Origin of the sequence: Azospirillum sp. HJ39, from assembly GCF_041507355.1 — a bacterium.
GTDB classification, from domain to species: Bacteria; Pseudomonadota; Alphaproteobacteria; order Azospirillales; family Azospirillaceae; genus Azospirillum; species Azospirillum thiophilum.
In genome coordinates this window covers 1566429-1579949 of the sequence record NZ_CP167911.1, presented here as the reverse complement: position 1 = coordinate 1579949, position 13521 = coordinate 1566429, and the positions used below count along the sequence as shown (strand labels likewise).

The 13521-nt window shown below is 68.0% G+C and carries 11 protein-coding genes; 6 read left to right on the top strand and 5 right to left on the bottom strand.

Going from position 1 to position 13521, the window contains the following annotated elements:
- Nucleotides 1-101: 101 nt before the first annotated feature.
- Nucleotides 102-527, bottom strand: a complete 426-nt coding sequence (yajC, locus tag ABMY26_RS20715; RefSeq protein ID WP_372396553.1) for a preprotein translocase subunit YajC — start codon at nt 525-527, stop codon at nt 102-104.
- Between the two features lie 223 nt (nt 528-750).
- Between yajC and ABMY26_RS20710 the strand changes: the two genes are divergently transcribed.
- A complete protein-coding gene (locus tag ABMY26_RS20710) occupies nt 751-1620 on the top strand; it encodes an ATP-binding protein (protein WP_372396552.1) in 870 nt (289 codons plus the stop codon).
- Here the strand turns inward: ABMY26_RS20710 and ABMY26_RS20705 are convergent.
- From ABMY26_RS20705 to serS, 4 genes are read right to left on the bottom strand one after another with little or no spacing between them, the layout of a single operon-like run.
- Nucleotides 1577-2836, bottom strand: a complete 1260-nt coding sequence (locus tag ABMY26_RS20705; RefSeq protein WP_372396551.1) for a peptidoglycan DD-metalloendopeptidase family protein — start codon at nt 2834-2836, stop codon at nt 1577-1579. The genes ABMY26_RS20710 and ABMY26_RS20705 overlap by 44 nt on opposite strands.
- On the bottom strand, nt 2833-3486 hold the full coding sequence (locus tag ABMY26_RS20700; protein ID WP_372396550.1) for a protein-L-isoaspartate(D-aspartate) O-methyltransferase: 654 nt from the start codon (nt 3484-3486) through the stop codon (nt 2833-2835). The genes ABMY26_RS20705 and ABMY26_RS20700 overlap by 4 nt, the downstream gene beginning before the upstream one ends.
- The gene (gene surE / locus ABMY26_RS20695) at nt 3483-4265 is read right to left on the bottom strand and encodes a 5'/3'-nucleotidase SurE (RefSeq protein WP_372396549.1); all 783 of its coding nucleotides are present in this window, start codon (nt 4263-4265) and stop codon (nt 3483-3485) included. The genes ABMY26_RS20700 and surE overlap by 4 nt, the downstream gene beginning before the upstream one ends.
- Nucleotides 4265-5536 (bottom strand): serine--tRNA ligase, encoded by a 1272-nt coding sequence (gene serS / locus ABMY26_RS20690; RefSeq protein ID WP_372396548.1) that lies wholly within the window; start codon nt 5534-5536, stop codon nt 4265-4267. Before serS ends, surE begins: the two co-directional genes overlap by 1 nt.
- Nucleotides 5537-5754: 218 nt before the next feature.
- Here serS and ABMY26_RS20685 point away from each other — a divergent pair, with 218 nt between their 5' ends.
- The 5 genes from ABMY26_RS20685 (at nt 5755) to ABMY26_RS20665 (ending at nt 13466) form a co-directional block, all read left to right on the top strand.
- Nucleotides 5755-6963: an MFS transporter gene (locus tag ABMY26_RS20685; RefSeq protein WP_372396547.1), complete on the top strand. Its 1209-nt coding sequence runs from the start codon at nt 5755-5757 to the stop codon at nt 6961-6963.
- 97 nt (nt 6964-7060) lie between these two features.
- Nucleotides 7061-7618, top strand: coding sequence for an acireductone dioxygenase (locus ABMY26_RS20680; protein ID WP_372396546.1), 558 nt, complete (start codon nt 7061-7063; stop codon nt 7616-7618).
- Nucleotides 7619-8082: 464 nt separating this feature from the next.
- Complete coding sequence (locus tag ABMY26_RS20675; protein WP_372396545.1) at nt 8083-9369, top strand: type III PLP-dependent enzyme; 1287 nt, start codon at nt 8083-8085, stop codon at nt 9367-9369.
- Nucleotides 9370-9531: 162 nt separating this feature from the next.
- Nucleotides 9532-10953 carry a homospermidine synthase gene (locus tag ABMY26_RS20670; RefSeq protein WP_372396544.1) on the top strand — a complete coding sequence of 474 codons (1422 nt, stop codon included), beginning with the start codon at nt 9532-9534 and terminating at the stop codon, nt 10951-10953.
- Nucleotides 10954-11108: 155 nt separating this feature from the next.
- The gene (locus ABMY26_RS20665) at nt 11109-13466 is read left to right on the top strand and encodes an LPS-assembly protein LptD (RefSeq protein ID WP_372396543.1); all 2358 of its coding nucleotides are present in this window, start codon (nt 11109-11111) and stop codon (nt 13464-13466) included.
- Nucleotides 13467-13521: the final 55 nt, after the last annotated feature.

The following is a 13521-nucleotide window of genomic DNA, read 5'->3' as shown; positions in this document are numbered from 1 at the left end:
GGTCCGGGGGACCGGTCCGCCGCTTGGGCGCGGCGACCGGCCGCCCCGGACGGGAAGCGCCTTCGGGCTGGCCCGCGGGGGAGAAGGAGCCCTGTTGCGGCTTACTTGCGGCCGAACAGCTTGCCGATGCCGCCGGCGGCCGGCGTCTCGACCGGCTTGGCCTCGCCTTCGGCGGCCGGGGCGGCGTCACCACCCGACTTGCCGGCGGGCTCGGTCTTGGCGAGCACCAGATTCACGGTGGAGCGCAGGCAGCGCACGCGCACATTCTCCGCGATCTCGACGGTGATCTCCTCGTCGGCGCCGACCTTGGTGACGATGCCGATGATGCCGCCGCCGGTCACGACGCGGTCGCCGCGGCGGATCGCCGACAGCATGGCCTTATGCTCCTTCATCTTCTTCTGCTGCGGACGGATCAGCAGGAAGTAGAAGACGACGAAGATCAGGATCAGCGGCAAAAACTGGACGAGCATGTCACCGCCGCCGCCAGCCGGCGCCGCCGTCTGTGCATAAGCCGTCGAAACGAACATCTGGAAGCTCCTTTAGGTTTTGGTCTCGCGCGGGATCGGCGTTCCGCCGGGACGCCGCGACTATAGCCGCCCATGACCGGGATGCAATGGTGATGCGGCACAATCCGCGGAGCGGCCACAGCTTGTGCGCTTGCCTTGCTGTGTTACCGTGCGAAGGCGTCGGAAAGATGGCTGCGCGGTCGCCCACTTTCCATGGAACATCCAGAAAAAAGTCCGGAGAATAATGTCGCAGTTCAACACCGAGCACGCGCTGGCCCCCCTGCTGACCCGCATCGCGGAGGCTCTGGAGCGTATCGCCCCGCCACCGGCGCAGCCGCTGGACTTCACCGCGGCTGACGCCTTCGTCTGGCATCCCGACCCCGACCGGCTGGAGCCGGTGCCGGTGGTCAACCGGGTCGACATCCTGCTGCTGCAGGGCATCGAGCGGCAGCGCGGGATTCTGCTGGACAACACCCGCCGTTTCACCGCCGGCCTGCCGGCCAACAACGCCCTGCTGTGGGGCGCTCGGGGCACCGGCAAGAGCTCGCTGGTCAAGGCCGTCCATGCGGCGATCTGCGTCGAGCGGCCGGGCGAGCTGGCGCTGGTCGAGATCCACCGCGAGGACATCCCCACCCTGCCCCGCCTTCTGGCCCGGCTGAAGGGTGAAGCACGCCGTTTCATCCTGTTCTGCGACGACCTGTCCTTCGACCATGACGACGCGCATTACAAGTCGCTGAAGGCGGTGCTGGACGGCGGCATCGAGGGGCGCCCTGATAATGTGGTGTTCTACGCGACGTCGAACCGCCGCCACCTGATGCCACGCGACATGATCGAGAACGAGCGGTCCACCGCCATCAACCCGGCGGAGGCGGTGGAGGAGAAGGTGTCGCTGTCCGACCGCTTCGGGCTGTGGCTCGGCTTCCACAACTGCGACCAGGACACCTATTTCGCGATGATCGAGGGCTATGCCCGCCATTACGGCCTGGACGTTCCGGTCGACCGGCTGCGTGCGGAGGCCGTGGAATGGTCGGTCACGCGCGGAAGCCGGTCGGGCCGGGTGGCCTGGCAGTTCATCCAGGACCTGGCCGGTCGCCTCGGGCAGCCCCTTCGCTGACCTTGCGGTCCATCTGGTCGGACGGGTCGACCGCCTGGCTTCCCTTGCGCAGCTCGAAATGGAGCTGCGGCGAGGTGACGCTGCCGGTCTGGCCCACCCGGGCGATGGTCTGGCCGCGCTTCACCGTGGCGCCGCGCTCCACCTCGATCTTGTCGAGGTGGGCGTAGGCGGTGATCCAGCCGTCGGCATGCTTCAGCAGCAGCAGGTTGCCGAAGCCGCGCAGCTCGTTGCCGGCATAGGCGACCACGCCGTTGTCGGCGGCGACCACCGCGGTACCCTTGGCCGCCGCGATGTTCAGGCCGTCATTGTGCAGGCCGTCGGGCTTCGGCCCATAGCCGGAGATCAGCTTCCCCTTCACCGGCCACAGGAACCGGGCGCTGCCTCGCGGCGGCGGGGCGTCGACCTCGGCCTTCGGATCCGGTTTCGGCGGCGGGGCCGCCGCGGCGACCTCCTGCGGCGGGGCGGCGGGAGCCGGTATCGGCGTGGGGGACGGCTTGGCGCCCGGCGGCCGCAGCAGGGTCGGCCCCTGCCCCGGCTGATAGGTCACGTCCCCGGCCGCAGCCGGTGCCGGCTGGACCGGCGCGGGCTCCGGCGCGGCGCCGGCCTTCGGTGGCGGCGGCAGCGGCGTGGCGGAAATGGCGCCGGCCGAGGGAGCGTTCGAGGTACCGTTCGAGGACGGCGGCGGCAGTTCGGCGGCCTGGATCGACCCGCGCCCGGCGGCCGTTCCCTGCGGGCCTCCCTGCTGCGCCCCTTGCGGCGTCAGTGGAACGGCGCCGCCGGAAGCCACCATGGTCCCGCCGGTGTCGTTGCTGCCCGGCAGGCGCAGCGGCTGGCCGACCTGCACCGCATAGGGCGGGCTGAGGTTGTTCAGCCGGGTCAGTTCGCTGACATCGACATTGTGCATCCGCGAGATGCTGTAGAGGCTGTCGCCCTTCTGCACGATGTATTGGCGCGAGGTGGGCAGCACCAGCCGCTGTCCGATATCCAGCCGGTAGGGCGGCGCCAGCCGGTTCGCCTCGATCAGGTCGCGCAATGGCACATTGTAGCGGCGCGACAGGCTGTAGGCGCTGTCCCCCTTCTGCACGGTGATCGCGCCGCCGGCCGACTCCGGCACCTCGGCGACATGGGTGAAGGGCGCCAGCCCGCCGATGCGCTCGCAGGCGCCGAGCGCCAGGACCGCGGTCGACAGGACCAGGGCGGAGAGGACGGGTTTCATGCGGAACGGACCTGTTGCGGCGGGTCGGACAGCAGCGGAACGAAACGGACGGGCCACAGGTCCTCCCGGATAAGGCCAGCTTCGGAGCGCCGGAAACGCACGACCCTTTGGCCGCGGTGGTCGTCCCCGAGCGGAATGAGCATGACACCACCAACGGCGAGTTGATCCGTCAAGTCTTTTGGCGGCTCCGGCCCGCCTGCCGCCGTGACCAGTATGCGCGCGAAGGGCGCCTGTTCCGGCCAGCCTCGCGTCCCATCGCCGAGCCGCGTGGTGATGTTGCCGATGTCGAGCGCCCGGAACCGGGCCTCCGCCTCACGCAGCAGCGGTTCCAGCCGCTCGATGGTGAAGACCCGGCGGCAGAGCCGGGCCAGCACCGCCGCCTGGTAGCCGGAGCCGGTGCCGACCTCCAGCACCAGATGCCGCGGCTGCAGCTCCAGCGCCTGGGTCATCAGCCCGACGACCAGCGGCTGGCTGATGGTCTGGCCCTGGTCGATCGGCAGCGCCACATCCTCCCACGCCCGGTCCTGGAAGGCATCCGGGACGAACATCTCGCGCGGCACCCGCTCGATCGCCGCCAGCACCTTGGTGTCGGTGACGCCGGCCCCGCGAAGGGCCATCAGCAAGCGGATCCTGCGCGGGTTGTAGGTCACACGAAAGCCTGCCTCAATGTCTGCAGCGTCGGGGTATGGGTGAGGTCGAGATAGACCGGCGTCACCGAGATGCCGCCGTTGAAGACGACATGGATGTCGGTGTCGTCCGCCACGTCGGCCTCGCCGCGCAGCGTGCCGATCCAGATATAGGGCTTGCCGCGCGGATCGACGCGTTCGAGCAGCTCGTCGCCGATCTTGCGCTTGCCGTGGCGGACCACCCGGATGCCGGTCACCTCCGCCGCCGGGCAGGACGGGAAGTTGACGTTCAGCAGGACGTTCTTCGGCCAGGCCACCGTCACCGCCTTGCGCACCACGTCGGCGCCGTGGGCGGTGGCGGCGGACCAGTCGATGGGCTGGCCCGGCTCGTAATGCTGGCTCATGGCGATGGCCGGGACGTTCAGCAGCGTCGCCTCCATCGCCGCGGCGATGGTGCCGGAATAGGTCACGTCCTCGCCGATGTTGGAACCCTGGTTGACGCCGGACAGGACCAGCGTCGGCCGGGACTCCTTCATCACATGGTTGACCGCCAGCAGCACGCAATCGGTCGGCGTGCCGTCGACGGTGAAGCGGCGGTCGTCCAGCTTGCGCAGGCGCAGCGGCCGGTTGATGGTCAGCGAGTGGCTGGCCGCCGACTGCTCCATCTCCGGCGCGACGACCCAGACATCGTCGGACAGCTCGCGCGCGATGGCTTCCAGGACCTTCAATCCCTGGGCATGGATGCCGTCGTCGTTGGTGACGAGGATGCGGGTCCGGGACAGGTCGAGCGGCAGGTCGAACATCAGATGGAAATCCTCTCCACTCCGCGCATGTAGGGGCGGAGCGCTTCCGGAACCAGGATCGAACCGTCGGGCTGCTGGTAGTTCTCCAGCACCGCGATCAGGCAGCGCCCGACCGCCACACCCGATCCGTTCAGGGTGTGGACGAACTGAGTTTGCTTCTCGCCCTTCGGCCGGCAACGGGCCTTCATCCGCCGCGCCTGGAAATCGCCGCAATTGGAAATGCTGGAGATCTCGCGGTAGGCGTTCTGGCCGGGCAGCCACACCTCGACGTCGTAGGTCTTGCGCGAGGAGAAGCCCATGTCGCCGGTGCAGAGCACGATGGTGCGGTAGGCGAGCCCCAGCCGCTCCAGCACCGTCTCGGCGCAGCGGGTCATGCGCCGGTGCTCGTCCTCCGACTGCTCCGGCGTGGTGATGGCGACCATCTCCACCTTCCAGAACTGGTGCTGGCGGATCATGCCGCGGGTGTCGCGCCCGGCCGACCCCGCCTCGGCGCGGAAGCACGGCGTCAGCGCGGTGTAGCGCAGCGGCAACTCATCCGACGCGACGATCTGGTCGTTGACCAGATTGGTCAGCGGCACCTCGCTGGTCGGGATCAGGTAGTGGTCGGACGAGGTGGTCTTGAACAGATCTTCCTCGAACTTCGGCAGCTGGCCGGTGCCGAACAGGGCATTGTCGCGCACCATCAGCGGCGGGGCGATCTCGGTGAAGCCATGCTCGCCGGTGTGGATGTCCAGCATGAAGTCGGCGAGCGCACGTTCCAGCCGGGCAAGCCCGCCCTTCAGCACGGTGAAGCGGGCGCCGGACATGCGGGCCGCCGCCTCGAAGTCCATCAGGCCGAGTGCCTCGCCCAGCTCGTAATGCTGCTTGGGATTGGCGATGTCGGGCGGGGTGCCCCAGCGGCGGACCTCGACGTTGGCGCTCTCGTCCGGGCCGTCCGGCACGTCGTCGGCCGGGATGTTGGGCACTCCCGCCAGCAGCGTGTCCAGCTCGGCACCGAGCGCGCGCTCCTCCTCCTCCACCTGGGGCAGGCGGTCCTTCAGGGACGCCATCTCATCCAGGATGGGCTGGGCGTCGCGGCCCTCGCGCTTGGCGAGGCCGATCTCCTTCGCCGCCTCGTTCCGGCGGGCCTGCATCTCCTGCATCTGGGTCTGCGCGGCGCGGCGGCGGCCGTCGAGGTCGAGCACGGAGGACGACATCGGCGCCAATCCCCGGCGGCCAAGGCCACGGTCGAAGGCTTCGGGATTCTCACGGATGGCGCGAAGGTCGTGCATGGCTCGGGACATCGACGAATTGTGTGGGGCACTGGTTATACGGCGGCCCCCGTCGAAGGTCCAGTGCAAGGCCGTCGCCCCATCCTTCCGGCTGCGCCCTGCACGGGCGGCATGGCCGCTCCGTCCCCCGGCCGTTGGACTGGACGGCCGGCGCAGGGCAATGTCCGGTTTGCGCCGCACAATGGCCGGTGCGCCAATTTTGCCGAGGAGCCGAGGGCGTGCGCGACGAGATCGAGACCGGTGCCGACACCGCCTATCTTCAGGCCGGCACCCCCGCCTATCGCCGCGCCAGCCGAATCCTGTTCGTCGCCGGCTTCTCCACCTTCGCCACGCTCTACTGCGTCCAGCCGCTGCTGCCCGACTTCGTGCGCGAGTTCGGGGTAACGCCGGCCGAATCCAGCCTGTCGCTGTCGCTGACCACCGGTGTGCTGGCCGGCGCGCTGCTGGTGGCGGGCGCCATTTCCGACGGGATCGGGCGCAAGCCGGTGATGGTGGCGGCCCTGCTCGCCGCCGGCCTGCTCGGTATCGTCGGGGCGCTGATGCCGGATTGGCATGGCTTCCTGGCGGTGCGGGCGCTGGAGGGGCTGGCCTTGAGCGGCCTGCCGGCGGTGGCGATGGCCTATGTCTCCGAAGAGGTCGACCCCAAATCGGCCGGCGTCGCCATGGGGCTCTATATCGGCGGCACCGCCATCGGCGGCATGTCGGGCCGGGTGCTGACCGCCGTCGTCACCGACCTCGGCACCTGGAGGCTCGCGGTCGGGGTGGTGGGCGCGCTGGCGGTGGCGGCCGGGATCACCGTCTGGCTGGCCCTGCCGCCGTCGCGCCATTTCATCCGCCGGGCCGCCGGATTGCGCGGGCTCGCGCGGGCATGGCGCGGGTTGCTGACCGATCCGGCGCTGCTTGGGCTGTTCTCACTGGGCTTCCTGCTGATGGGTGGCTTCGTCACTGTCTTCAACTATATCGGCTTCCGCCTGAGCGAACCGCCGTTCGAGCTGCGGCCGGCCATCGTCGGCGCGGTGTTCCTGGTCTACAGCTTCGGCGTCGTCAGCTCGCCGCTGTTCGGCGGCTGGTCGGGGCGCATCGGCTCCAACCGCACGCTGGCCGCGGCGGTGGCCCTGATGGTGGCCGGGCTGGCGCTGCTGGAGATCGACAGCCTGTTCGCCATCGCCCCCGGCATCGCCCTGTTCACCTTCGCCTTCTTCGGCGCCCATTCCATCGTCTCGGCCTGGATCGGCCGGCGGGCCGCGGTGGCGCGCGGACAGGCATCGTCGATCTATCTGTTTTGCTATTATGTCGGCTCCACGCTCGCCGGGACGCTGGGCGGGCTGTTCTGGCACGACCATGGCTGGACCGGAGTCGCACTTTTCGTCGGATTGCTTCTTTTGGTTGCAGTGGCTGTGACGGCAGGGCTCCAGCGCAGCCGCTGATATCGCGGCGAACGGTCACACACGTCTTTCGGCCTGTTGCATCACGAACGGTCGCGCGTCACGCTTTTCCGGGTGGATTGGGCTGGAGCGCGCACGGGTGAGTCACCTGACCGTCTATCTGGAAAACGATGCCCGACGGCCGGAGCTGAGCACCGCCGATCCGGACCTGATGGCCGGGCATCTTGCCCATATCGGCATCCTGTTCGAGCGCTGGGCGGCCGATGCCTCCCTGCCCGCTTCCGCCGACGCCGAGGCGGTGCTGCTGGACCATGCCGGCCCCATTGCCCGGATGAAGGCGGGACGCCGTTTCGGCTCGGTCGACGTCGTGCGCATCACTCCAGAAACCGAGGACACAGCTGCCCTCCGCGCCAAGTTCCTGGATGAGCATACCCATGACGAGGACGAGGCTCGCGCCTTCGTCGAAGGGGCCGGAGCCTTCTACATCCATCTCGACCGCCGCGTTTTCCGCATCGTATGCGAGGCCGGCGACCTGCTGAGCATCCCCGCCGGGACACCGCACTGGTTCGACATGGGGCCGCGACCGCGATTCACCGCCATCCGGTTCTTCACCCGTCCCGATGGCTGGGTCGCCGTCCCGACCGGCGACCCCATCGCCGCGCGCTTTCCCCTGTTCGAGTCCCCTGTTCGAGCCTGACATCCCGGCGATGCCCTGACATCCTCCGATCCGCCCCATTCCCGCCTTAAAAATTTCACTTGAATCGCGGGCCGAATAGCGTAAATGAAACGGCACGACGCACCCGCACGTGCCTATGGCCCTCTGTGGTTATGCTACGACGTACCGCGTCCTTTTTGGAAGAACCGGCCATTCCAGTGGGTCGGTCCCGAGAGGGAGGTCAGTATGTACGCTGCCCACGGTGGGGCTGTGAGACGGTAGCCCTGTAGCCGGTAAACGACGCGCCGTTGCCTGGAGCTTCACAGCCCGGGGCCGCTGCTCGCACCGGCTTTTTCCGTCTCCCCCCTTCCCAAATTCGAACGATCGACGATCCTGCTGCCCAACCAGCGCTCCAGCCTTGTGCTGCGCGTTGCCTGTGCGGCCTGGGATCGCCATCTGCTCACCGGGCCGGCTTGCATGCCGCGGCCCGGGGATAGGAGTGCGCCATGGGCTTCCTGCGTTCCCGTTCCGCCGTCACCCCGCTCCGCCGCGTCGGCCTGAACGACAGCAGCGCCGTTTCGTTGTCCGGCAACGGCCGCCGCTCGACCGTCGCCCAGGCGGTCGCCCTGCATCGGCCGGAAGAGCCGATGCACTGCATCCGCCCCGGCGTGCTGGCCGACACCGCCGGCAGCTTCCTCGCCGCCTTCGGCGAGGCGACCGACGCGTCGGCCCGCGGCGGCGACGTGCTCTATGCCGTGAAGTGCAATCCGGAACCGGCGGTGCTGCGCGCGCTGTGGGCCGGCGGCGTGCGCCATTTCGACGTCGCCTCGCCCGGCGAGATCCGGCTGATCCGCCAGATGTTCCCCGACGCCGTGCTGCACTACATGCATCCGGTCAAGGGCCGGCAGGCGATCCGCAACGCCTATCGTCAATATGGCGTGCGGGACTTCGTGCTCGACAGCCGCGAGGAGCTTGCCAAGATCCTGGAGGAGACCGACAACGCCGCCGACCTCGGCCTCGTCGTGCGTCTGGCACTGCCGAAGGGCAATGCTGTCTACGACCTGTCCGGCAAGTTCGGCGCCGCCATGGCCGACGCCGCGGAGCTGCTGCGCGAGGTCCGCGCGGTGGCGCCGAAGGTCGGGCTTTCCTTCCATGTCGGCTCGCAGATGCTCGATCCGTCGGCCTACGAGCGCGCCATCGCGCTGGCTGGCCGGGTCATCGCCGACAGTGGCGTCGCCATCGACGTGCTGGATGTCGGCGGGGGCTTCCCGGTGTCCTATCCGGGTGTCACCCCGCCGCCGCTCGGTGACTTCATGGCCGCCATCGCCCGCGGCGTTTCGGCGCTCGACCTGCCCGCAAGCTGCCGCCTGTGGTGCGAGCCGGGCCGCGCCCTGGTCGCCCCCGGCGTCTCGCTGGTGGTGCAGGTGGTGAAGCGGCGGGGCGGCGAACTGTTCATCAATGACGGCGTCTATGGCGGGCTGTCGGACGCCGGCGTGCCGGGCTTCCGTTTCCCGGCGCGGCTGATCCGTCCGTTCGAGGCGATGTCCGGCGCTGGCGAGGAGGCGTTCAGCTTCTACGGCCCGACCTGCGACAGCGCCGACCGGATGAACGGCCCGTTCCACCTGCCGGCCGACATCAAGGCCGGCGACTGGATCGAACTGGGGCAGCTCGGCGCCTACGGCTCCTGCCTGCGCACCGCGTTCAACGGCTTCGACCAGGCGCGCATCGTCGAGGTGTCGGACGCGCCGCTGCTGGCCACACCCGGTTACCGCCTGCACTCCTGCGCCGCCTGAGCGGAAAAGCCGGAGTCAGCGGAAATGCCGGAATCTGTGGATAAAGCGTAAAGACACCCGTAACATTCACCGGCCCGGCGCAGCTCGCCCCCTTTTTTATCGAAGAGGCGAGTGCGTCGGCTTATGTCGTTGGCCTAAACTACCTCGGGGAGACAAAACATCATGGCCCTGGACACGAAGCTCTGTACGTTCACAGGCCGCATGGTCATCGTTGGATTCGGTTCGATTGGCCAGGGTGTCTTGCCACTGCTGTTGCGTCACATCGACGGACTTAGCGCCGACCGGATCACCATCGTCACCGCCGAGGAGCGCGGGCGCGAGGAGGCGGAGCTGTACGGCGTCGCCTTCCACAACAACCCGCTCGACAACGACAATTTCTTCCAGGTTTTGAAGCCGCTGATCGACCGCGGCGATTTCCTGGTCAACCTGTCGGTCGACGTGTCGTCGATCGCGCTGATCGAGTTCTGCCAGCGGGTCGGGGCCTTCTACACCGACACCTGCACCGAGCCGTGGGCCGGCGGCTATACCGATTCCAGCCTGTCGCCGTCGCTGCGCTCGAACTATGCGCTGCGTGAGACGGCGCTGGCCCTGCGCCGCCGCTTCGAAGGCGGGCCGACCGCGCTGATCACCCACGGAGCGAATCCGGGGCTGGTGTCGCATTTCGTCAAGCAGGCGCTGCTGAACGTCGCCGCCGACACCGGGGTCGCAACCGACGTGCCGACCGACCGCGACGGCTGGGCACGGCTGGCGCAGCGGCTCGGCGTCAAGACCATCCATGTCGCCGAGCGCGACACCCAGGTTTCGAACCAGCCCAAGCGCATCGGCGAGTTCGTCAACACCTGGTCGATCGATGGATTCGTCAGCGAAGGCTGCCAGCCGGCCGAGCTGGGCTGGGGCACGCACGAGAAGCAGCTGCCCGACGACGGCCGCCGGCACGAGTTCGGCTGCGGCTCCGCCATCTACCTGATGCGGCCGGGCGCCGCGACCCGCGTGCGCACCTGGACGCCGCTGGAGGGGCCGTTCCACGGCTTCCTGATCACCCACAGCGAAGCGATCTCGATCTCCGACTATTTCACGGTGCGCGAGGGCGACCGCGTCGTCTACCGCCCGACCTGCCACTATGCCTATCACCCCTGTGACGATGCGGTGATGTCGCTGCACGAGCTGGCCGGCAAGAACTTCAACATCCAGGCCGAACAGCGGCTGATGATGCACGAGATCACCGATGGCATGGACGAGCTCGGCGTGCTGCTGATGGGCCATGAGAAGGGCGCCTACTGGTACGGTTCGCGTCTGGCGATCGACGAGGCGCGGGGGTTGGCGCCCTACAACAACGCCACCTCGATGCAGGTGACCTCCACCGTGCTGGGGGGCATCGTCTGGGTGCTGGAGAATCCGAATCGGGGCGTGGTCGAGCCGGACGAGGTCGATTTCCGCAGGGTGCTGGACATCGCCGAACCCTATCTCGGCGAGGTGATCGGCGCCTATGGCGACTGGACTCCGCTGCAGGACCGCAACGTCCTGTTCCCCGAGGACATCGACGAGGACGATCCGTGGCAGTTCAAGAACTTCCGGGTCGTTTGAGAGCGTTTGGATGAAGCGCCGCAGCCCACGCCGCCGCACAGGCGGCGCGGGCTGCGGCAGCGGTGCCACAGCGCGGACGGCGACAGGGTGACATTGCCGGCCGACACTCTGCGAAACCGTTGACTTGGGCTTGCGCTTCCCCCAATCGTTCAGCCATGTCCAAGCACGTCTCCCGGCGCGCCCGCGCCAAAGCTCCGACCGCCGCCAATCCCATCCTGCGCTCCGGCATCGTCGGGCTGATGGTGGCGTGCGGGGTCGCCGCCGTGGATCTGGCCCTTCCGGACACGGCGAATGCCCAATCGTCGAACGGCCAGGCCTCTGGTGCCAAGCCCGCCGCCGCCCCAGCGGCTGCCGGAACCGGCTCGCCGCGGGCATCTCAGGATCCGGTCCTGCTGACCGCCGATCAGGTGACGTTCGACGAGGTGAACAGCCTCGTCACGGCAAGCGGCAACGTCGAGCTGGCGCAGGGCAAGCGCAGCGTCCGTGCCGACAAGATCACCTACGACCAGAAGACCAAGATCGTCACCGCCACCGGCAAGATCCGGCTGGTGGAGCCGTCCGGCGACATCATCTTTGCCGACTACGCCGAACTCACCGACGACATGAAGGACGTGTTCATCGAGAACATCCGCGTCCTGATGACCGACAACGGCCGTGTCGCCGGCAACGAGGGCGAACGGCGCGAGGGTCGCCTGACGCGCATCAACCGCGGCGTCTACAGCCCCTGCGACCTGTGCAAGGAGGACCCGACCCGGCCTCCACTGTGGCAGATCCGCGCCGTGCGCATCGTGCACGACAACGAGGAGCACGAGGTCCGCTACAAGGACGCGACGATGGAGATCTTCGGGATCCCCGTCGGCTACACCCCCTACCTGTCGCATCCCGATCCGTCTGTCGACCGCAAGAGCGGTTTCCTGACGCCGTCCTTCGGCAACGATTCCAACATGGGCGCGATCCTCAAGACCCATTATTACTGGGACATCGCGCCGGACCAGGATGCGACCTTCGACCTGCATTATTACTCGCAGCAGGGACCGCTGCTCGGCGGCCAGTACCGCAAGCGGTTCGAGAACGGCCGGCTGGAACTGGAGGGCGCGATCACCCGAGGCGACGTCGCCAACTCGACGACCGTCCCGAAGGAAACGCGCAACCGCGGCTACATCGCCGCACGCGGGCTGTTCGACATCGACGAGACGTGGCGCGCCGGCTTCGACATCAAGCGGGCCACCGATCCGACCTTCCTGCGGCGCTATTACGGCTTCCGCGAGGATTATCTGACCAGCAAAGCCTATGTCGAGGGCTTCCGCGGCCGGAACTATGCGGCGGTCACCGCCTACAGCTTCCAGGACATGCGCTACGGGAACTCGATTCCCGAACCGGTCACCCTGCCCTATGCCCAGTACAATGCGCTGGGCGAACCGGGCAGCCTGCTCGGCGGCCGCTGGTCCTTCGACACCAGCCTGCTGGCGGTTTCACGCCTCAAGAACGGCGGACCGGACACCCAGCGCATCATGGCGCAGCCGGGTTGGGAGCGGAACATCGTCTCCAATGCAGGCTTCGTCACCAACCTGTCGGGCAGCGTGCTGGTCGCCGGCTACACGGCGCAGCAGTTCAACACCGCCGACCCGTCGTCGCGCGGCGACGACAACGCCAGCCGCTTCCGCTTCTTCCCGCAAGGGCAGGCGACGGTGCGCTATCCGTTCGTCCGCTACGGCGAAAGCTCGTCGCAGCTGGTCGAGCCGATCGGGCAGCTGACCGTCGCGCCGAAGCTGTCCAACTCGAAGGTCTTCCCCAACGAAGACAGCCTGGACATCGAGTTCGACGACGTGAACCTGCTGCAGCCGAACCGATTCACCGGCATCGACCGGCTGGACGACGGCATGCGCTTCACCTACGGCATTCGTACCGCCATCTACGGCAACAGCGAAGGCTCGGCCAGCCTGTTTCTGGGCCAGAGCCATCGCCTGACCGACAGCAGCGTGGGCTTCACCGGCGGGTCGGGTCTCGAGGACCGCGTGTCCGACTATGTCGGTCGGTTGGACCTGCAGCCGGCCGACTGGCTGGATGTGAATTACGGCTTCCGCATCGACCATGAAACCCTGAGGCCGCGCCGCCACTCGCTGAACGCGTCGGCCGGCGCGCCGCTCCTGCGGCTGTCCACCGCCTATACCTATGTCGACCAGACCACTTCCCGCACCGCCGTCACCCGCAACCGGGTGGAGCAGGCGAACTTCGGCCTGTCGTCGCAGTTCACCAACTACTGGAACATTGGGATCGGCCATACCCAGGCGATGGAACCGCAGCCGGGGCCACGCTCCAGCGTGGCGATACTCACTTATTCGGACGAATGCCTGATCTTCCAGACCGTTGCGCAACGCGATTACACGGTCAGCACCACCGGGGAGAAGGACGGAAACACGATCTTCTTCCGTCTGGTCTTCAAGAATGTCGGCGAGTTCAAGAGCCCGGGCCTGAACGCCAGCTTCCTCGGTGGCGGATCGTCCAACCAGTAATCGCGATCCGCAACCGGAGCGGCGGCGGGGAGCGGGAGAAACGGACGGCCAGAGG